The organism is Sphingobium sp. VMM (genome assembly GCF_056790315.1).
This window is the reverse complement of the sequence record NZ_JBXGSI010000006.1, coordinates 223,571-244,201: the sequence shown is the minus strand read 5'-3', so window position 1 is coordinate 244,201 and position 20,631 is coordinate 223,571. Positions and strand designations below refer to the sequence as shown.

The 20,631-nt window shown below is 64.7% G+C and carries 15 protein-coding genes; 8 read left to right on the top strand and 7 right to left on the bottom strand.

Features of this window, described 5'->3' with window-relative positions:
* Positions 1-33 precede the first annotated feature (33 nt).
* From glgB to ACUCV3_RS10310, 3 genes are all read right to left on the bottom strand, one after another.
* The gene (gene glgB, locus ACUCV3_RS10320; RefSeq protein ID WP_279731319.1) at positions 34-2,208 is read right to left on the bottom strand and encodes a 1,4-alpha-glucan branching protein GlgB; all 2,175 of its coding nucleotides are present in this window, start codon (positions 2,206-2,208) and stop codon (positions 34-36) included.
* A 39-nt stretch (positions 2,209-2,247) separates the two neighbouring features.
* Complete coding sequence (locus tag ACUCV3_RS10315) at positions 2,248-4,713, bottom strand: glycogen/starch/alpha-glucan phosphorylase (protein WP_099231761.1); 2,466 nt, start codon at positions 4,711-4,713, stop codon at positions 2,248-2,250.
* Positions 4,714-4,832: 119 nt separating this feature from the next.
* The gene (locus ACUCV3_RS10310; RefSeq protein ID WP_279731322.1) at positions 4,833-6,038 is read right to left on the bottom strand and encodes a serine hydrolase domain-containing protein; all 1,206 of its coding nucleotides are present in this window, start codon (positions 6,036-6,038) and stop codon (positions 4,833-4,835) included.
* Between the two features lie 158 nt (positions 6,039-6,196).
* Between ACUCV3_RS10310 and ACUCV3_RS10305 the strand changes: the two genes are divergently transcribed.
* The 4 genes from ACUCV3_RS10305 (at position 6,197) to ACUCV3_RS10290 (ending at position 13,440) form a co-directional block, all read left to right on the top strand.
* Entirely contained in the window at positions 6,197-6,709 is a 513-nt protein-coding gene (locus ACUCV3_RS10305; protein WP_029547652.1) for an RNA polymerase sigma factor, read from the top strand.
* Positions 6,710-6,764: 55 nt separating this feature from the next.
* A complete protein-coding gene (locus ACUCV3_RS10300) occupies positions 6,765-7,694 on the top strand; it encodes a FecR family protein (RefSeq protein ID WP_037507458.1) in 930 nt (309 codons plus the stop codon).
* The gene (locus ACUCV3_RS10295; RefSeq protein WP_048937293.1) at positions 7,678-10,122 is read left to right on the top strand and encodes a TonB-dependent receptor; all 2,445 of its coding nucleotides are present in this window, start codon (positions 7,678-7,680) and stop codon (positions 10,120-10,122) included. Before ACUCV3_RS10300 ends, ACUCV3_RS10295 begins: the two co-directional genes overlap by 17 nt.
* A gap of 102 nt (positions 10,123-10,224) precedes the next feature.
* Positions 10,225-13,440 (top strand): autotransporter domain-containing protein, encoded by a 3,216-nt coding sequence (locus ACUCV3_RS10290; RefSeq protein ID WP_279776188.1) that lies wholly within the window; start codon positions 10,225-10,227, stop codon positions 13,438-13,440.
* 275 nt (positions 13,441-13,715) lie between these two features.
* On the opposite strand, the gene gatB is transcribed toward ACUCV3_RS10290, so the two are convergent.
* From gatB to gatC, 3 genes are all read right to left on the bottom strand, one after another.
* A complete protein-coding gene (gene gatB, locus ACUCV3_RS10285) occupies positions 13,716-15,221 on the bottom strand; it encodes an Asp-tRNA(Asn)/Glu-tRNA(Gln) amidotransferase subunit GatB (protein WP_482240596.1) in 1,506 nt (501 codons plus the stop codon).
* A gap of 160 nt (positions 15,222-15,381) precedes the next feature.
* Positions 15,382-16,866 (bottom strand): Asp-tRNA(Asn)/Glu-tRNA(Gln) amidotransferase subunit GatA, encoded by a 1,485-nt coding sequence (gene gatA / locus ACUCV3_RS10280; RefSeq protein WP_279728276.1) that lies wholly within the window; start codon positions 16,864-16,866, stop codon positions 15,382-15,384.
* Entirely contained in the window at positions 16,866-17,153 is a 288-nt protein-coding gene (gene gatC / locus ACUCV3_RS10275; RefSeq protein WP_004211845.1) for an Asp-tRNA(Asn)/Glu-tRNA(Gln) amidotransferase subunit GatC, read from the bottom strand. Before gatC ends, gatA begins: the two co-directional genes overlap by 1 nt.
* Before the next feature lie 171 nt (positions 17,154-17,324).
* Here gatC and ACUCV3_RS10270 point away from each other — a divergent pair, with 171 nt between their 5' ends.
* The 3 genes from ACUCV3_RS10270 (at position 17,325) to ACUCV3_RS10260 (ending at position 19,392) form a co-directional block, all read left to right on the top strand.
* Positions 17,325-18,449: a DUF3089 domain-containing protein gene (locus ACUCV3_RS10270; protein ID WP_037520979.1), complete on the top strand. Its 1,125-nt coding sequence runs from the start codon at positions 17,325-17,327 to the stop codon at positions 18,447-18,449.
* Between the two features lie 5 nt (positions 18,450-18,454).
* Positions 18,455-18,928 carry a Holliday junction resolvase RuvX gene (gene ruvX, locus ACUCV3_RS10265; RefSeq protein ID WP_004211843.1) on the top strand — a complete coding sequence of 158 codons (474 nt, stop codon included), beginning with the start codon at positions 18,455-18,457 and terminating at the stop codon, positions 18,926-18,928.
* 299 nt (positions 18,929-19,227) lie between these two features.
* On the top strand, positions 19,228-19,392 hold the full coding sequence (locus ACUCV3_RS10260; protein WP_004211842.1) for a hypothetical protein: 165 nt from the start codon (positions 19,228-19,230) through the stop codon (positions 19,390-19,392).
* Here the strand turns inward: ACUCV3_RS10260 and ACUCV3_RS10255 are convergent.
* The gene (locus tag ACUCV3_RS10255) at positions 19,374-19,781 is read right to left on the bottom strand and encodes a MerR family transcriptional regulator (protein WP_004211840.1); all 408 of its coding nucleotides are present in this window, start codon (positions 19,779-19,781) and stop codon (positions 19,374-19,376) included. The genes ACUCV3_RS10260 and ACUCV3_RS10255 overlap by 19 nt on opposite strands.
* Before the next feature lie 67 nt (positions 19,782-19,848).
* Between ACUCV3_RS10255 and ACUCV3_RS10250 the strand changes: the two genes are divergently transcribed.
* The gene (locus ACUCV3_RS10250) at positions 19,849-20,613 is read left to right on the top strand and encodes a MauE/DoxX family redox-associated membrane protein (protein WP_037520981.1); all 765 of its coding nucleotides are present in this window, start codon (positions 19,849-19,851) and stop codon (positions 20,611-20,613) included.
* Positions 20,614-20,631: the final 18 nt, after the last annotated feature.

The window sequence follows — 20,631 nt, the reverse complement described above, 5'->3', positions numbered from 1 at the left end:
ATGCCCGCGACCGCCTGCACGCGTTCCTCGGTATCAATAGTCCAGTTCCAGCATCAAGGTTCCGAAGGGTGGGATGGTTATGTTCGCCCATCCGCTCTCATCGGCCTCGACCACGCCCATATTGCCGGCGCCGCTGCCGCCATATTCGCACGCATCGCTATTGAGTATCTCGCGCCAGCGACCGCCCACGGGCAGCCGCATGCGATAGCCATGGCGCAGCACCGGCGTGAAATGGCTGATGACGACGATCGGCTTGTGGCCCGGAGCCCGCCGTTGCCAGGCAAAGACGCTGTCCGCCGCGCCGTCGACCAGCACCCATTCAAACCCTTCCGCCTCGCAATCGCGCGCATGCAACGCCGGCCGCGAGCGATAGAGGCGGTTGAGGTCGCCGACCAGCATCTGCACGCCATGATGGGGCGCATGATCGACCAGGTTCCAGTCGAGCGCCCGCTGCTCGCTCCACTCGGCGCGCTGGGCGAATTCCTGGCCCATGAACAGCAGCTTCTTGCCGGGATAGCCCCACATGAAGGCATAATAAGCCCGCAGCGTCGCGAATTTCTGCCAGTCGTCGCCCGCCATCTTGTGCAGCAGCGACGATTTGCCATGCACCACCTCGTCATGGCTCAGCGCCAGCACGAAATTCTCGCTGAAGGCGTAGAGCAGGCCGAAGGTGATGTCGTCATGATGATGCTGCCGATGCACCGGCTCGCGCGCCAGATAGCGCAGCGTGTCGTGCATGAAGCCCATATTCCATTTGAAGCCGAAGCCAAGGCCACCCTGATGCACCGGCGCCGACACCTGCGGCCAGCTGGTCGATTCCTCGGCGATCGTCATCACGCCGGGCGAGTCCGCATAGAGCGCCTTGTTCATCCCCTGGAGGAAGGCCACCGCCTCCACATTCTCCCGCCCACCATGGTCGTTGGGGATCCATTCGCCGGGCTTGCGCGAATAATCGAGATAGAGCATCGAGGCGACCGCATCGACCCGCAGCCCGTCGACATGATAGCGCTCGGCCCAGAAGAGCGCATTGTTGGTCAGATATTCCGCCACCTCGCGCCGGCCGAAATTATAGATCGCCGTGTTCCAGTCCGGCTGGAAGCCCTTGCGCGGATCGGCATGTTCATAAAGCGCGGTGCCATCGAACCGGGCCAGACCATGCTCGTCGGTCGGGAAATGCGCCGGCACCCAATCGAGGAGGACACCTATCCCCGCTCGGTGCGCGCCATCGACGAAACGCGCAAAGCCCGCCGGATCGCCAAAGCGCGCGGTCGGCGCATAAAGGCCCAGCGTCTGGTAGCCCCAGCTTGGGTCATAGGGAAATTCGCTGATCGGCAGGAACTCGATATGGGTAAATCCCATGCCGACAACATAAGGGATCAGCCGCTCGGCCAGCGCGTCCCAGTGCAGGAAATCGCCATTTTCGTCGCGCTGCCACGATCCGGCATGCACCTCGTAGATGGAGATGGGCTGGCGTCGCGCATCGGCCTTCTGCCAATGGTCGCGGTGATCCGCATCGCCCCATATATGCGCCGGCGGACCGTTGACGATCGACGCGGTCGACGGGCGCAGTTCCGAGCGAAAGGCGAAGGGATCAGCCTTGAGCGGCAGCACCACGCCGTCCGGCCCGACAATCTCGAACTTGTAGGGCTGGCCGATGCCGACTTCGGGCAGGAAGATTTCCCATACGCCCGCATCCTGCCGGTGCCGCATCGCCGCGCGCCGCCCGTCCCAGCGATTGAAGTCGCCGACCACCGACACGCGCCGGGCATTGGGCGCCCAGACCGCGAAATGGGTGCCGGCAATCCCTTCATGCTCCATCGGATGCGCGCCCAGCTTCTCGAACAGCCGCTTGTGCGATCCTTCGGCGAAATAATAATCGTCCATCGGCCCCAGCACCGGGCCAAAGCCATAGGGATCAATCGTCGCATAGCTGCCGCCATCGCCATAATGCGCTTCATAGCGCAGCGGCTGGCGCTTGCGGATCTTGACCTTGCCCTCGAACAGCCCGGCCGGGTGGATCAGCGCCAGTTCGCCGACCGGCTTGCCATCCAGCGTCTGCGCGCTGACGCTGACGGCGTCGGGCAGCAGAACACAGGCGGTAAAACCGCCTTTGCCGGCGTCGGGATCGGCCGGATGCACGCCAAACGTCGCGAAGGGATCGGCATCCCGCCCTTCGACCAGCCGGTCGATCTGCTCCGGCGTCAGCACGCTCCTATCTCCCGTCTCCGCCGATCGCGGCCATTCTCATCATCCCATCTTCCAGATATCGGCGGCATATTCGCGGATCGTCCGGTCGGACGAGAACCAGCCCATGCGCGCGACATTGTGGATCGCCTTCTTCGCCCACAATGCCTGATCCTGCCAGATGCCATCGACCCGGCGCTGGGCGGCGGCATAGCTGTCGAAATCGGCCGCCACCATGAACCAGTCATGGTCGTATATGCCCTGGATCAGATCCTTGTAGCGATTGGGATCGTCGGGCGAGAAGACGCCGCTGGCAATGGCATTGAGCGCCTGCCCCAGTTCCCGGCTCTGCTCGATCACCGCGCGCGGATTATAGCCCTCGGCCCGGCGCTGGTTCACCTCGGCCGCGGTCAGGCCGAAGATCACGATATTATCCTCGCCGACATGGTCGCGCATCTCGACATTGGCGCCGTCCAGCGTGCCGATGGTCAGCGCGCCATTGACCGCGAACTTCATGTTGCCGGTGCCCGACGCCTCCATGCCGGCGGTCGAAATCTGTTCCGACAGATCGGCGGCCGGGATCATCATCTCGGCCATGGAGACATTGTAATTGGGCACGAACTGCACCTTCAGCAGCCCCTGCACCGACGGGTCATGATTGATCGCGCGGGCCACGTCGCCCGCCAGCTTTATGATCAGCTTGGCATTATGATAGCTGGGCGCCGCCTTGCCGCCGAACAGCTTGACCCGCGGTACCCAGTCCTTTTCCGGGTGAGAACGGATCTGGTCATAGAGCGCCACTGCCTCGATGATGTTGAGCAATTGCCGCTTATATTCATGGATGCGCTTGATCTGGATGTCGAACAGCGCGTCGGCGTCGATCCGCGCATTGATGCGCTTGCGCAGCAGGTCGGCCAGCGCGACCTTGTTGAAGCGCTTCACCGCCAGGAACCGTTCCTGGAAGGCGGTGTCGTCGGCGAAATTGTCAAGCTCGCGCAGCGCCTCGGCATCGTCCATGAACCGGTCGCCGATCGCCTCGCGGATCAGTTCGAACAGGCCATGGTTGCATTGCATCAGCCAGCGGCGGAAGGTGACGCCGTTGGTCTTGTTGTTGATCCGCGCGGGATAAAGCTTGTGCAGGTCGGCGAAGACCGTGACCTTCATCAGGTCGGTATGCAGCGCCGACACGCCGTTGACGCTGTGCGATCCGGCAAAGGCCAGATTGCCCATCCGCACCCGCCGCTCACCGCCCTCGTCGATCAGCGAAATGGTGCCGATCGCATGATCGTCGAACTGGCCGGACTTGCGCGCCTCGCCCAGCAATCTGCTGTTGATGGCATAGACGATCTGCATGTGCCGGGGCAGCAGCCGCTCGAACAAGGGCACCGGCCAGCTTTCCAGCGCCTCGGGCAACAATGTGTGGTTGGTATAGCCGAAGGTGCGGCGAACAATGTCCCAGCCTTCGTCAAAGTCCAGCCCATGCTCATCGACCAGGATGCGCATCAGCTCCGCCACCGACACCGCCGGATGGGTATCGTTGAGCTGGATCGCCGCCTTGTCCGGCAGGGTGCGGACATCGCCGAAATATTGGATATGCCGCCGGACAATGTCCTGCAGCGAGGCGGAGGAGAAGAAATATTCCTGCCGCAGCCGCAATTCCTGCCCCGCCGGCGAACTGTCGGCAGGATAGAGGACGCGAGTCAGCGCCTCGGCCCGGTTGCTTTCGGACAGCGCGCCCAGATGGTCGCCGGCATTGAACTTGTCGAGCAGGATCGGATCGATCGGCTGCGCCTCCCACAGGCGCAACGTATTGACCCGCTTGCCGCGCCAGCCGGCGATCGGCGTGTCATAGGGGGTGGCGATCACCCGTTCGGCGGGACGCCAGCTCATCTGATAGGGGCCGCAATTCTCGCACTCGGCCGGATCGACGCGCCCGCCGAACCCGACCTCGTAACTCGCCTCGCGCCGCTCGAACTCCCAGGGGTTGCCGTGCGCCAGCCAGTTTTCCGGCAATTCCACCTGCCAGCCGTCGCTGATCTCCTGCCGGAACATGCCGTTCACATAACGGATGCCATAGCCATAGGCGGGGATGTCGACCGTCGCCATGCTCTCCATGAAGCAGGCGGCGAGGCGCCCCAGGCCGCCATTGCCCAGCGCAGCATCCGGCTCCAGCGCGGCGATCAGGTCCAGATCGACGCCCAGCGAGTCGAGCGCGGCCTGCAAATCGTCCAGCATTTCCATGTTGGACGCGGCATCGCGCATCAGCCGGCCGATCAGGAATTCCAGGCTCAGATAATAGACCCTGCGCCCCTGTTCCTCATAGGTCTTGTGGGTGGACTCGATCCAGGCGTCGATCACCCGGTCGCGGATCGAGAGGATCACGGCATGCAGCCAGTCATGCGGCTTGGCCGCCTTGGCATCCTTGCCGATGCGATAGGTCAATCGCTCGACAATCTCATGGGCCAGAATCTGCGGATCAACCTGCCGGGGTGCCGGCTTGGGAAGCTGCGTCTCGCCCTTGAGATTCATGGCCGGGATCTCCCTCTATGAGTCACCGGGATGATGGCACAGCGCGCTTCGCCATGCCAATCCATTTTTTGCAGCGCAGCATGGGCTTTTCCCGCTTCTTTCCGCGGGCTTGGCCTGCCTCAGCCCTGACCGCGTCGCGTGACGATGGCGGCCCCGATCCCGGCCCGCAATTCCGCCCGAACCGGATAGGTGCTGGACGGCAAATGCTGGGTCATGAACAGGCCGATCAGCCGCTCGACCGGATCGATGAAGAAATAGGTCGAAAACACCCCGCCCCAGTAAAATTGCTGGTTCGCCAGCGTCATCGCGAAGCCCAGGCCGAAACCCACGCCGGCATAATCGGCTTCGCTGAACATCGCCTGCGACATGCTGGCGAGATCGCCGCCGCCGGGCAGGTGATTGCTTCGCATCTGCATCACCGTTTCGGGCTGCAACAGCCGCGCCCCATCCATCTCGCCACCGCGCAGCAGCATCCGTGCAAAGCGATGATAGTCGGCGGTGGAAGAGATCAGCCCACCCCCGCCGGATCGGAAACGCAGCTTGCGCCGCCAGCTACTGCGCGCGCCGCGATCCTTGAGCTTCAGCTGGTCATCCTCCAGCCGCCAGGCGTCGGTCAGACGATCGATCCGATCCACCGGGATGGTGAAGAATGTGTCCGTCATTCCAAGCGGCACAAAGATATGTTCGCGAAAATGGCGTTCCAGATCCTGCCCCGACAGTCGCTCGACGATCACGCCCAGCACATCGGTCGACACGCCATAATTCCAGCGCTCGCCCGGCGAGAATTCCAGCGGCAGGCTGGCCAGCGCGGCGATGAATTCGTCCGATGACCGCTTCTGCTGGAACTCGTCCAGCCCCAGTTCGCGATAGTGTGCATCGATCGGCGTCTGCCGTTGCAACCCATAGGTCAGGCCCGACGTGTGGCGCAGCAGGTCGATCATCCGCATAGGCCGCGTCATCCGCCCGGTTCCGTCCGCCCCAACGCGAAGGTCGGCAAATTCGGGCAGCACGTCGGTCACCGGATCGTCCAGCGCCACCTTGCCCTGTTCGACCAGTTGCATGAAGGCGACGCTGGTGACCGGCTTGGTCATCGACGCGATGCGGAACAGCGCACCGGCCTGTAACGGCTCGCCGGTCGCGCGCGCCTGCCCCCGGCTGACCGACAGCAACGGCACCTCGTCGCGCGACACCAGCATCTGCATATGCGGCAATTTGCCGCTCTGCACATAGGTCCGGTCCAGATGATCGACCAGCGCGTCCAGCCGGTCGGGGTCCATCCCCGCCGCCCGCGCCGCTGCTGCATCCGTCACCTTCGCTGTCGCCATGTCCGCTCCTGCCATATCCGAAACGGGCTAGAGCAAGCCGCGCACTAGGTAAATGATTTCAGGCCATGACCGCTCGATCCGCGCCTTGCCATTGCCAAGACCCCACCCCTGCCTCTATGGCAACCCGCCTGATCGCCAATACCGGACGCACCACAGGCATGGCCACGGGCCTTTCTGCTATCTTCTTCCAGAATCGCGCTGCTTTGCTGCGCTTCCTGCGCGCGCGCGGTGCGGGGGAGGATGCGGAAGATCTGCTGCAGGACATGTGGATGAAGCTGGAGGCCAAGGATCTGGGGCCGGTCGCCGATCCCCTGCCCTATCTCTATCGCATGGCCAACAACCTGATGCTCGATCGCTATCGCTCCGCCACGCGGCGCGAGCGGCGCGAGCAGGACTGGGCCGAAGGCGCCGGCGGCGTGATGGCCGATCCGAATGACGATCTGGCGGTCGACGAACGCATGATCCTCAATCAGCGGCTGGAACAGGCGCGCGGCATATTGGCCGATCTTGGCCCCCGCGTCGAACTGGTGTTCCGCCGTTTCCGCATAGAGGGGGTCGGCCAGCGGCTGATCGCGGAGGAATTGGGGGTCAGCCTGACCACGGTCGAGAAGGATCTGCAAAAGGCCTATCGGGCGATGCTTGCGCTCAAGCAAAGTCTGGATACGGAATGAGCGGATCGGCGGCGTCTGGCTCTTCAAGGGGCAAGAAATGAACAGGGCACAGGCCATGATGAACGAGGAGGCGCTCGGATGGGTAATCCGCACGCGCGATCCCGAATTTGACGACTGGGACGCCTTCACCATCTGGCTGGAGGGCGATCCCGCCCGCGCGACCGCCTATGATGCGCTGATGGCGGCCGACGCGGATCTGGCGGACATGGTTCCGGCAGAACCCGTCGTCATGCCTGTTGCCGCCAATGATGCCGGCGAACGTCACCGCCGCCCGCTGCGCTGGATCGGCGGCGGCGCGATCGCCGCCGCGCTGGTGGCCGCCGTCTCGGTCGGCCTGCTCAACCGCAGCGACATCTACAGCATCACCACCCGTCCCGGCGAAACCCGCAGCATCGCGCTCGACGACGGCACCCGGATCGAACTGAACGGCGGCACCACCCTGCGCCTCGACCGCAAGAATGCGCGCTTTGCCGCGCTCGACGCGGGCGAAGCCGCCTTCACCGTGCGCCATGATGCCGCCGATCCGTTCCGCGTAACCGTGGGCGACGCCGTGTTCGAGGATGCTGGCACCGTCTTCAATATCGTCCATAGCGGCAACGCCACCCGCATCGGCGTGTCCGAGGGCAAGGTGATCTACAATCCGCAGGCCGAAGCCATTTCGCTGCCCGCCGGCCGCGCGCTCAGCGACGGCGCGGAAGGGCTGCGCGTGATGGACGTCGCGCCCCAGGCCGTCGCCAGTTGGCGCCAGGGCCAACTCATCTATGCCAATGCGCCGGTCGGCGACGTGACCCAGGATATCGCCCGTTCGCTGGGCGTGACGCTGGCCGCGACGCCCGGCGCGCAGGCCATGCGCTTTACCGGCACGATCCGGCTTGAACGGGATCCGTCCCGCTTCTTCGCCGCTGCCGCGCCCCTGATGGGGCTGTCCGCCATCCGACAGGGGAATGGATGGCTGCTGAAGGAAGGGGATGGGTCGCAAAACTGACGTCCTTTTCGTCACCGCCTTCGCCATAGCGGCCGCATCGCCTGCGCGAGCGGCGGACAGACAGTCGATCGACCTCGCTCCGGGACGCCTGGGCGAGGCGGTGGTGGCGCTCGGCCGTCAAACCGGCGCCAGCATCGGCATGTCGGACCAGTCACTGGCCGGCATCGCCACCCCAGCGATCCGGGGCCGGATGTCGACCGCAGGCGCCCTTTCCCAGTTGCTGCGAGGCAGCGGCGCCAAGGCCCGGCAGATCGACGCCAGCACCTGGCGCATCGTGCGTGCCCGCAAAAGCACTCCGCCCCCGTCGCCGACGCCAGCCGCAGCGGTGCAACTCGCGCCGGTCGTTCAGGAACCGCCGGCCGACATCATCGTCACTGCGTCCAAGCGCGACATTCCCCTGCCCCGCTATGCCGGCATGGTCGAAACCGTGACCGGCGGCCTATTCGAGACCGCCGACGCGGCACAGGGCACGGCCGCGCTGCTCTCGCGCGTCGCCAGCCTCAGCTCCACCCATGCCGGTGCCGGCCGCAATAAGCTGTTCATCCGCGCCATCGCCGATTCCGGCGTCGCCGGGCCGACCCAGGCGACGACCGGCCAATATCTGGGCGACATGCGCCTCAACTATGCCGCGCCCGATCCCGACCTGCGCCTCTATGACGTCGGCGGGGTCGAGGTGCTGGAAGGGCCACAGGGCACGCTTTACGGCGCCGGCTCGCTCGGCGGCATCATCCGCATCATCCCCAACGCCCCCAATCTCGCGCAGTTCGGCGGCCAGATCTCGACCGGCGTGTCGGCAACCCAGCATGGCGATCCGGGCGGCGACCTGTCGGCCATCCTCAACCTGCCGATCGTGGCCGAGAAGGTGGCGCTGCGCGTCGTCGGCTATGGCGTGCAGGAAGGCGGCTATATCGACGATGTCCTGCGCGACAAGGATGACGTCAATCGCACCCGCACCTATGGCGGCCGCGCCACGCTGCGGATCGCACCGGCGGACGACTGGACGATCGATCTCAGCACCGCCTATCAGCATATCGAAGGTGACGACGCCCAATATGCCAGCCGCGAGGTCGGCCGACTGGAACGCGCCTCCAGCGTCGCCCAGCCCTATCATTCCGACTATATCCTAGCCAATGCGCGGATCGAGCATCAGTGGGACGATCTGCGCCTCGTCTCCTCGACCGGCTATGTTCGCAATGTCCTGGCCGAAAGCTACGACGCGACCCAGCCGGGCGGCGCACCCGCCCTGTTCCGCCAGCGCAACAAGGTCGAACTTTTCTCGACCGAGAACCGGCTGGTCCGCGACCTCGACAATGGCCTGGGCTGGCTGCTGGGCGTTTCCTATCTGGAAAGCACCTCGACCATCCAGCGGTCGCTGACCGGCTATGGCCCCCTGAGTGCACCGGCGATCGAGATCCTGCCGGGCGTCCCGGTCTATGGTCGCGGACGTCCTGCCACGGCCACCGGCGTGCGCAACCGGATCAAGGAAGCGACCCTGTTCGGCGAAGCCTCGTTCGAACCGCTCCAGGGGCTGGTCGCTACCGTCGGCGGACGCCTCACCAACAGCCGCCTCAGCGGCGAGGCGATCGATCCGGTGGCGATGCTTTCGGCCGTCGCCGACCTTGCCCGTGTCGAGGCGCAGGCCGATCGCTCCGAAACCATCTTCCTCCCCTCCTTCTCGCTGCTCAGCGATGCGGTGAAGGGGCTCACCCTCTATGCCCGGTTCGAACAGGGCTTTCGTCCCGGCGGCCTGGCGGTCGACGATCAGCGCGCGCGCAGCTTCCGTAACGATCGCATCTCGACCATGGAACTGGGCTTCCGCAAGGGCGTGCCGGGCCGCGACACGGTCGCGCTCAGCGGCAATGTCGCCTATACCGACTGGCGCGATATCCAGGCCGACGTCACCGACCGCATCGGCCTGCCGACCACCGCCAATATCGGCGATGGACGCATCTATACGGTGGAAGGCCGGATCGTGGTCCGCCCGATCCCGCCGCTGACGCTCGACGGCTCGATCATCTATAATGACAGCCGCCTGACCCAGCCGGCCCAGTTCGTGCGCGCTCTTTCCTATGAAGGGCGCTCGCTGACCCTGCCCAATGTCGCCAATCTGGGCGGCCGGATTGCCGCCGACTATCGCGCGCCATTGGGCGACGACATGCGCCTGCACCTGTCGGCCTCGGCCCGCTATGTCGGCAAGTCGCGCCTGGGCGTCGGGCCGATATTGGGCCGCGAACAGGGGGATTATGTCGATACGGCCCTGTCCGCCGCCGTCACCCGCGGCCCGGTCGAACTCTCGCTTTCGCTCACCAACCTGTTCGACAGCGACGGCAATCGTTTCTCGCTCGGCACGCCGTTCGACCTGAGCACGGACTATTATACGCCGCTGCGTCCCCGCACCGTGCGCATCGGCCTGGATTTCGCCTTCTAAAATCACACCGGACGGCATTTTTCCTGACGGAACCGGCCCGGCGGCGGCGTCCCTCCCGCATGTACGTGCCCATCAAACGGCGCGGCATTCAGAGGAGATATCATGCGACATTTGCTGGCCTGCACGGCCATCGCCCCGGTTCTGGTTGCGCTGACCGCAACCAACGCCGCGGCGGAAACCACGATCGGTTCATCCACCACCACCGCCGTCAAGACCTCCACCGTCGCCTCGGGCGCGGCCGATGCGATCACGGTCAGCTCGGCTGGCAGCATCACGCTGACCAGCGGCACCGCGATCACGATGGACAGCAACAACAATGTCAGCAACGCCGGTTCGCTGACCATCAACGATGCCGACAATGCGACCGGCATTCTGATCAAGGCCGGCACCACCGGCAACATCACCAACAGCGGCACGATCACGCTGACGGAAGATTATACCGCGACCGACACGGACAGTGACGGCGACATTGACGGGACGTTCGCCAAAGGGACGAACCGCAATGGCATCCTGGTCGAATCCGGCGCGGCCCACACCGGCAATATCGACACCACTGGCACGATCTCGATCGAAGGCAACAACAGCGCCGGCATCCGCGTCAACTCGACCCTGATCGGCAATCTGTCGACCTATGGCACCATCTCCGTCGTCGGCGACAACAGCTATGGCGTGGTCGCCAACGATATTGACGGCAACGCCACGATCCGCGGTTCGATCAGCACCAAGGGCGCAAACAGCACCGCCGTCGCCCTGCTGGGCGATGTCGATGGCGCAGTGAAGATCCAGGGCACGATCGTCAGCACCGGCTATCGCTCCACCACCCGCCCGAGCGACGTCACCAAGCTCGATGCCGACGACCTGCTGCAGGGCGGCCCCGCCCTCGTCATCGCCGGCAATGCCAGCGGCGGCATCGTGTTCGACGTCGCGCCGACCGCCAGCGACGATGACGACGAAGATGACACCGACATCGATGATGACGGCCTGCTCGACAGCACCGAAACCACCGCCACGGTCATCAACTATGGCTCGGCGGCTGCGGTGCAGATCGGCTCGGCCACGGCCGACACCAGCATCGGCGTGGTCCAGGGCGACAGTTCGGGCTATGGCGTGGTCGTGCGCGGCGCGATCGCGGGCTATGGCATCTATGACGGCGTCGATGCCAATGCGATGGTGATCGGCGGCCTGGGCGGCGATGTCGACATTGCCAAGGGCGTCCTGGTCGCCGGATCGATCACCGCCATCTCCTATGACAGCAACGCCACCGCGCTGCGCCTGGGTTCGGGCGCGACCAGCGACGCGATCGAGATTTCGGGCACCGTCGCCGCATCGGGCGCGGCGCTCGCGAACACCACGTCGCGCGGCGTGGTGATCGACGCCGGGGCACAGGTGAATTCGGTCAAGGTCAGCGGCACCGTCGCGGCCGTCGCCGCCGATGATGAAAAGGGTCGCGCGATCGCGATCCTCGATTCCTCGGGCACCGTCTCCAGCCTCAGCAACACCGGCACCATCTCGGCGACCGGCGGCCTTACCAACACCGCCATTGACCTCAGCGCCAACAGCAGCGGCGTGACGCTGACCCAGGCACTCGCCTCCTCGACCGCGACCGCGCCCAGCATCGTCGGCGACGTCAAGCTCGGCTCGGGCGATGACGTCATGACGGTATCGGCTGGCCGGATCGTCGGCGATGTCAGCCTGGGCGCCGGCAACAACAGCCTGTCGCTCTCGGGCAGTTCGACCCTGACCGGCGATCTCAGCTATGCCGGCACCGGCGCCACCCTGACCCTGGCCGATACCGCCAGCGTCACCGGCGCGCTCGACTTTGGCGGCGCCAGCGGCACGATGACGCTGAACGGCACCTCCAGCTATACCGGCGCGATCAGCAACAGCGGCAATATGGCGCTGGTGCTGAACGGCGGCACGCTGGCTGTCAGCAACACCGGTTCGGTCGCGCTCGCCTCGCTCAGCGCCTCCTCCGGCTCGGCGCTGGGCGTCACCATCAACGGCGCCGATGGCACCAACACCGTCTATGACGTGGCCGGCGCTGCCAGCTTCGCCAGCGGTTCCAAGGTGAAGGTGGCGCTGACCCAGGTCGGCGGATCGGCAGGCGACTATGTCATCGTCCGCGCCGCATCGCTGTCCGGCACCCCGGCGCTCGATAGCGCGACCCTGCTGCCCTATATGTTCAAGGGCAGCGTCAGCAGCGACACCACGACCGGTGACGTAACCCTGTCGATCGCCGCCAAGACCACGTCGGAACTGGGCCTGACCGGTTCGCTTTCAAGGGCCTATTCGGCGATCTTCAACGCGCTCGACAATGACAGCACGCTGGCCAACGCCTATCTGGACGTGACCGACGGCCAGACGCTGAACGGTGCGCTGCGCCAGATGCTGCCTGAACATTCCGGCAGCACCTTCGAAGCCGTCACCGCCGGCTCGCGGGCGACCGCGCGCATCCTGTCCGATCCCAACGGCATCTACCGGACCAAGGACGGCAAGCTGGGCTTCTGGTTGCAGCAGGTCGCGTTCGGCAGTTCCAAGAGCATCGGCGACACCGCTTCCTACGACATCAATGGCTGGGGCGCGGGCGGAGGCGTCGAATATCTGACCGATCTTGGCGCCTTCGGTGGTTCCTTCGCCTATATCCATGGCCGGGACACCAGCGACAGCTCCAACAGCTCGGCGGATTCCGACCAGTTCGAACTGGCGGCGCACTGGCGCGGCAGCTGGGGTCCGCTCCAAGCCTTCGCGCGCGTTTCGGCGGCGCATATCGACTTTGACGGCACCCGCAACTTCGCGCTCGACGATGTCGTGCGCAAGGCGACCGGCGACTGGTCGGGCAAGCTCTATTCGGCCACGGCCGGGGCCTCCTATCAGCTCCAGTTCAACCGCTTCAGCCTGCGTCCGGGCATTGGCATCGACTATTACCGCCTGAAGGAAGGCGGCTATAGCGAAAGCGGCGGTGGCGACGCGTTCAACCTGACCGTCGACGGCCGTACCAGCGACGAAATGACCGCCAACGGCACGATCGCCGCCGGCTATGATTTCGGCAGCCTCAATCGTGAGGATGGCTGGGCACGGTTCGAACTGGAAGGCGGACGCCGCCAGCTGATCGGCGGGTCGCTCGGCGACACGGTCGCCCATTTCAAGGATGGCGATGACTTCGTCCTGGTCGCCGACAAGCGCACCAGCGGCTGGACCGGCCGGGCCCGCCTCTATGGCGGCACCGACACGTTCCGCGTCGGCGGCGAATTCGGTGCGGAAGAACAACAAAATCACGTCGCAATCTCATTCCGGGCGACGGTTAACTTCGTCCTGTGACGTCTGAATAAGGAATTGGCGGGCCACACCCCACAGACCCTCCCGGTCCGCCAGTTGCGCCACGGCATGATGTTCCTCCCCAAGGGACGCCAAGGCAAAAAAGAGGGGCGTCGCATGGGTTTCACCCGAGCGGCGCCCCTTTTTTCATGGGCTAGTTCCGTTCCGCCCTCGCAGTCGCTTGGTGCAGCAACGTCCAACCATGTGGCTACGACCAAGAAAAAGGGGCGATGGCATCGCCATCACCCCTTCTTTGCCTATCAATTGACGTCCTGCTGTCAGCCGGCGAGCGCCTTCTTGACCAGTTCGTTGACGACCTGGGGGTTGGCCTTGCCCTGCATCGCCTTCATCGTCTGGCCGACGAAGAAGCCGAACAGCGCTTCCTTGCCGCCGCGATACTGCTCGACCTTGTCGCCATTCTTGGCGAGGACATCGGCCACCGCCGCCTCGATCGCGCCAGTGTCGCTGGTCTGCTTCAGGCCCTTTTCCTCGACGATCTTGCCGGGCTTGTCGCCTGTTTCCAGCATGATCTCGAACACCTGCTTGGCGATCGTGCCGCTGATCGTGCCATCGGCCACCAGTGCCAGCAATTCGGCGCCTTCCTCGGGGCTTACCGGGCTTTCTTCAAGGCTCTTGCCAATGCGGTTGAGCGCGCCATATAGCTCCGACAGCAGCCAGTTGGCCGATGCCTTGGCGACCTCGCCCTCGCTCTTCTTCTGAATACGCGCGCCTTCGGCCAGCAGCGCCTCGAACCAGCGCGCCGTATCGGCATCAGCGGTCAGGGTCGCAGCGTTATAGGCGGACAGGCCCAGATCCTGCGCATAGCGGCGCAGCTTCGCGTCCGGCAGTTCCGGCAGCGACTGGCGGCATTCCTCCAGGAAGGCATCGTCCAGCTCCAGCGGCAACAGGTCGGGATCGGGGAAGTAGCGATAGTCGTGCGCATCTTCCTTCGACCGCATCGAACGGGTCTCGTTGCGGTCCGGATCATAGAGGCGCGTTTCCTGCACGATCTTGCCACCGGCTTCTAGCACGTCGACCTGACGGTTCGCCTCATGCTCGACCACGGCCATGACGAAACGGACCGAGTTCACATTCTTGGTCTCGGTGCGGGTACCGAATGCCTCGCCCGGACGGCGCACGGAGACGTTGACGTCGGCACGCATCGAACCCTGGTCCATATTGCCGTCGCACGAACCAACATAGCGAAGAATGGTTCGCAGCTTCGAGAGATAAGCCCCTGCTTCGGCAGGAGACCGCATGTCCGGCTTCGACACGATTTCCATCAACGCCACGCCCGACCGGTTGAGGTCGACATAGGAGCTGGTGGGATGCTGGTCGTGCATCAGCTTGCCGGCATCCTGCTCGACATGGATGCGCTCGACGCCGATCACCTTGGTGCTGGCTTCAGGGTTCTTCTCGTCGAGGACGATCTCGATCTGCCCTTCGCCCACGATCGGGTGATAGAGCTGGCTGATCTGATAGCCCTGCGGCAGATCCGCATAGAAATAATTCTTGCGGTCGAAGCGCGACCATTTGTTGATCTGCGCGTCGATCGCCATTCCGGTGCGCACCGCCTGGCGGATGCATTCGCGGTTGGGCACGGGCAACATGCCGGGCATGGCCGCGTCTACAAGCGAGACCTGCGTATTGGGCTCCGCGCCGAACGCCGTCGCGGCGCCAGAAAAGAGCTTCGCGTTCGACGTCACCTGCGCATGGACTTCTAGGCCGATCACGACCTCCCACTCGCCGGTTGCGCCCTGGATGCGATAGGTTGATTCAGTCATCTATGCTTCCGTCTGTTCGCGCGCTCGCGAGCGCGCCGTTCCAGAATTTTCTGTCTATCTCGGGTCTGAGCAACGGACTTGGATCGTCCGAATTTCAGCCGCTTGAAACCTTCGACAAGGCCTTCCCCAACGAATTGGACGAAGATCTCGCCGATCCAGTTCACCACCACTTGTCCGGCCGCGCGGTGAACCCGGCCCGTTCCTCGATGGCGAGGCTGGCGTTCAGCACGGTCTGTTCGTCCAGCGCCTTGCCGATGACCTGCAGGCCGATCGGCAGGCCGGCCGAATCCAGCCCGCCCGGAATCGCCATCGCCGGCAGCCCGGCCAGCGAGGCCGGCACGGTGAAGACGTCGTTCAGATACATGGCCAGCGGATCGGCCTGCTTCTCGCCCAGCGCGAAGGAGGCGCTCGGCGCGGTCGGCGTCAGCAGCAGATCGCACTTTTCGAACGCCAGCTCGAAATCGCGCGCGATCAGTGCCCGCACCTTCTGCGCCTGGGTATAATAGGCGTCATAGAAGCCGGCCGACAGCACATAGGTGCCGATCATGATGCGGCGCTTCACTTCCGGGCCGAAGCCGGCAGCGCGGGTCGCGGCATACATGTCCTGCAAACCTGCGCCATCGGGCAGGTCGCGCTGGCCATAACGCACGCCGTCATAGCGGGCGAGGTTCGACGAGGCTTCGGCAGGCGCAATGATATAATAGGTCGGCAGCGCATATTTGGTATGCGGCAGCGACACTTCGATCACTTCGGCACCGGCGTCCTTGAGCCATTCGATGCCGCGATCCCACATGGCGGAGATTTCGGCGTTCAGGCCATCGGGCCGATATTCCTTGGGAATACCGACCTTCTTGCCCTTGAGATCGCTCGACAAATTGGCTTCCCACTGCGGAACGGCCAGGTCGAGGCTGGTCGAATCCTTGGGGTCGAAGCCCGACATGACTTCCAGCAGGATCGCATTGTCGCGCACGGTGCGCGCCATCGGCCCGGCCTGGTCCAGCGAACTGGCGAAGGCGACGATACCGAAGCGCGAGCAGCGGCCATAGGTCGGCTTGATGCCGCTGATGCCGGTGAAGGCCGCGGGCTGGCGGATCGAGCCACCGGTGTCGGTGCCGGTCGCCGCCGGGCAGAGCCGCGCGGAAATGGCCGAGGAGGAACCACCCGACGAACCGCCGGGCGCCAGTGCGGCATTGTCGCCGCCGCCGCGCCGCCAGGGCGAGATCACATTGCCATAATAGCTCGTCTCGTTGGACGAACCCATGGCGAACTGGTCGAGGTTGAGCTTGCCCAGCATGCCCGCGCCGGCCGCCCACAGCTTGCCCGACACGGTCGATTCATAGGTCGGCACGAAGCCTTCCAGCATGTGCGACGCGGCAGTCGTCTGCGTGCCTTCGGTGCAGAACAGGTCCTTCATGCCGATCGGCACGCCCGCGAGCGCGCCCAGCGTCTCGCCGGCGGCCTTGGCCTTGTCGGCGGCGTCGGCCGCAGCCAGCGCCTTTTCGGGGGTCTCGACGATGAAGGCGTTCAGCGCCTTGGCAGCGGCGACATTGGCGTTGAAACCCTCGGCCACTTCGCGCGCCGAAAAATCGCCCGCGCGGAAGCCGTCGCGGATTTCCGCGACCGTCAGATCAGTCAGATTGGTCATTATTCGATCACCTTGGGCACCGCGAAGAAGCCATGTTCGGCCTGCGGCGCATTGGCCAGCACCTTGTCACGCACATTGCCGTCAGTGACGACATCGTCGCGCAGGCGTTGATGGTTGGGGATGACGGCCGTCATCGGCTGCACGCCGGTCACGTCCACCTCGCCCAGCTGTTCCACCCAGCCAAGGATATTGTTGAGTTCGGGCACCATGGCTTCCGCTTCCGCATCCGTCACCGAAATGCGCGAAAGGCTGGCGATCTTTTTCACGGTCTGAAGGTCTATCGACATGGGCCAAGCCGCTAGCACCCGCACCAGTCCGCTTCAAGTGTCCTGCTGCACCATCTGCCATCTTGCATGCGCCCATCTTGCATGCCCCCATCTTGCATGACTGCCGCGCATGGGCCAGACAGGCCGCACGAAGGCGGGGCGATCCCCGCACAGGGATGGAGACGAGAGCAAGTGGCCCGCAAATTCCTCTATGTCGTCGCCGGCCTGGTCGTGCTGGTGCTTGCGATGCTGCTCGCCTATCGCATCTGGGGGATGCAGATCATGCGGGCGGTGATGGTCCCGCGCGAAGCGTTCCAGCCGCTCCAGCCCCTGCCCGCCAACGCCTATGACGATCCGAAAATGTGGATCGCCCGCCCTGACCTGAGCAAGGACAATCCCGCGCTCTGGACGCCGCAGGGCGCGGCCAAGCTTGCGCCGCCCGCGCAGAAGGCCGCCGTCTTCTTCATCCACCCGACCAGCTATGTGACGCCGCTTGGCAATGCCCATTGGAACGCGCCGCTGGACGATGCCGAAAGCAACGCGACCGCGCGCCGCTTCGTGCTGAGCCAGGCCAGTGCCTTCAGCGCCGCCGGCAATGTCTGGGCACCGCGCTATCGCCAGGCCAATTATGGCGCCTTCCTCACCACCGGAGCGGAGGGCGACCAGGCGCTCGCCGCCGCCTATCGCGACGTGACCCAGGCCTTCGCCGCCTTTCTCAAGGCCAATCCCACCGGCCCGCTGATCCTCGCTGGCCACAGTCAGGGGTCACGCCACCTGCTGCAACTGGTGCGCGAACAGGTGGCGGGCAAGCCGGTCGCCGACCGGATCGCCGCCATCTATGCCGTGGGCTGGCCGATCTCGGTCGAGGCGGACCTGCCTGCATTGGGCTTCCCCGCCTGCGCCAAGCGGGATCAATCACACTGCATCGTCAGCTGGCAAAGCTATGCCGAACCGGCCGATCCGTCCGCCGTGGTCGAAAGCTTCGAGCGCAAGCAGGGCCTCAATGGCCAGCCGCGCAAGGGCACGCACATGCTCTGCACCAATCCGATCACCGGCACCTTCAACGGCAATGCGCCCGCCAGCGCCAATATCGGCACGCTCGACGCCCGCGCCGCCGACAAGCCCGCTCATCTGGTCGCCGGCATCGTCCCTGCCCGCTGCGACACCAGCGGCGTGCTGATGATCGGCGAGCCGGTCGACATGGGCCCCTACACGCTGCCCGGCAATAATTATCACGTCTATGATTATAGCCTGTTCTGGGGCAATGTGCGCGACGACGCCCGCCAGCGACTGGCGGCCTTTACCAAGACGCACTGAGATACATGAAACTTGTCACGACTGACCGCGCGGAATTTCGCGCAGCCCTGCCCGAGGGTGGCCGCCTGATCGGCATGGATGTGGGCACGAAGACGATCGGCCTAGCCCTGTGCGACGCCCAATGGTCGATCGCAAGTCCCGCCTACACCGTCAATCGCGGCAAGTTCAGCAAGGACAAGCCGGCGCTCGAAGCCTTCATGGCGCAGCAGCAGGTCAAGGGCATCGTCATCGGCCTGCCGCTCAACCTCGACGGCACCAACAGCCCGCGCAGCCAGGCGAGCCGCGCCTTCGCCCATAATGTCGCGGATATCGGCCTGCCCGTGCTGCTCTGGGACGAGCGCTGGTCGACCCAGGCCGTCACCCGCACCCTGCTGGAGGCCGACGCCAGCCGCGCCCGCCGCGACGAACTGGTCGACAAGCTCGCCGCCAGCTACATCCTCCAGGGCGCGATCGACGGCCTCGTCGCCGGGCTGGAATAGGCACGCCTGTCCTACAACGTGCCGCCCCGCTACATTCCCGGCGGCTCTTTCCCATCGCGATCCCCCGCCACTTTCCGATAGGATCAGCGGAACGTAACATAATGTCAGAATGTACGGGAAATATGCGAAGTTAAGCGCGCGATTTCCAACATTCATCCCGCCCAGCGCGCGCTGCCGGAGTTGCATATATCTGAAGTAACAGCGTTAAAGCGCTGTTTACGTGATCGCGCTCACGGATTGATCGTTGCGAAAACGATATTCCCTGCCCTGCAGTCGAACGGAAAAGGGCGGACGGATCAATGACCGAAGGCAAGAGTCCGGAAGATATCTGGCACATCATCAGCGAACAGCGCCGCATGATGCGCGACCATTTTCGCCGTGATCCCACCAGCTACTCGGTGCGTCGGGAAATGTCGCGCCGGCAGATGGCGCAGAAGCAGGACGATCAGACGCAGGACGTCTGAGCGCCGTCCTCGAACGCCGCGATGATCGGGCACGGCCCTTCATCGGAGGCATGGCATTGCCGGGCCAGCCGCGTCAGCGCCGCCCGCGCCGCCTCCAGTTCCGCGATCTTCACATCCAGCGCCGCGATCCGATCGGCCGCCAGCTCGCGCGCCCGCTTGCGGTCCTGCCCGGCATCGAGCTGCAGCAGTTCGCCAATCTGTTCCAGCGTGAAGCCTGCCGCCTGCGCCGACCGAATGAAGCGCAGCCGCCGCACATCCCCCTCGCCATAGCGGCGCACGCTGCCCTCCGGCCGATCGGGCGCATCCAGCAGGCCGCGCCGCTGGTAGAAGCGCACCGTCTCCACCCCGACATCGCCCGCGCGGGCCAGTGCGGAAATTGTCATGCTCATGCCTTGACTCCGTACCATGGTACAGACCCTATATGAGGGGCATCGCAGCGTAAACAAGGATGATGCAATGTCCCCAGCCTCGGGAAATCCGCCCCCGGAAAAGACGGCCCAGCTCTACCGTATGGTGATGCCCGGCCATGTCTGTCCCTATGGCCTCAAGGCGCGCTGGCTGCTGCGCCGCCATGGCTATCGGGTCGAGGATCATGCCCTTACCAGCCGGGCCGAGACCGATGCCTTCAAGGCGCAGCATGACGTGAACACGACGCCGCAAATCTTCATCGACGGCCGCCGGATCGGCGGCCATGACGATCTGCGCCGCTTCCTGGGCCTCAAGGTGCCGGTCCCCGGCGCGACCAGCTATGTGCCGGTGCTGGCCGTCTTTGCCGTCGCCGCGCTGCTGGCACTAGCGATCAACTGGCTGACCTTGGTGCCGCTGGTCGGCCTGCCGACGCTCGAACGGTTCATCGCCATCGCCATGATGCTGCTTGCCATGCTGAAGCTGCAGGATGTGGAGCGGTTTGCGACCATGTTCCTCAACTACGACCTGCTTGCACGCCGCGTCATTCCCTATGGCCGTATCTATCCCTTCCTGGAATTGGGCGCGGGCGCGCTGATGCTGACCGGCCTTGCCCCCTGGCTGTCGATCCCGGTCGCCCTGTTCATCGGCGGCATCGGCGCGATATCGGTGTTCAAGGCGGTCTATATCGAGAAGCGCGAACTGAAATGCGCCTGCGTCGGCGGTAGCAGCAATGTGCCGCTGGGCTTCGTCTCGCTGACCGAGAATGTCATGATGGTCGCCATGGCGCTTTGGATGGTTGCCGGCATCCATTGAGCCGGCAGGACGGGGAGA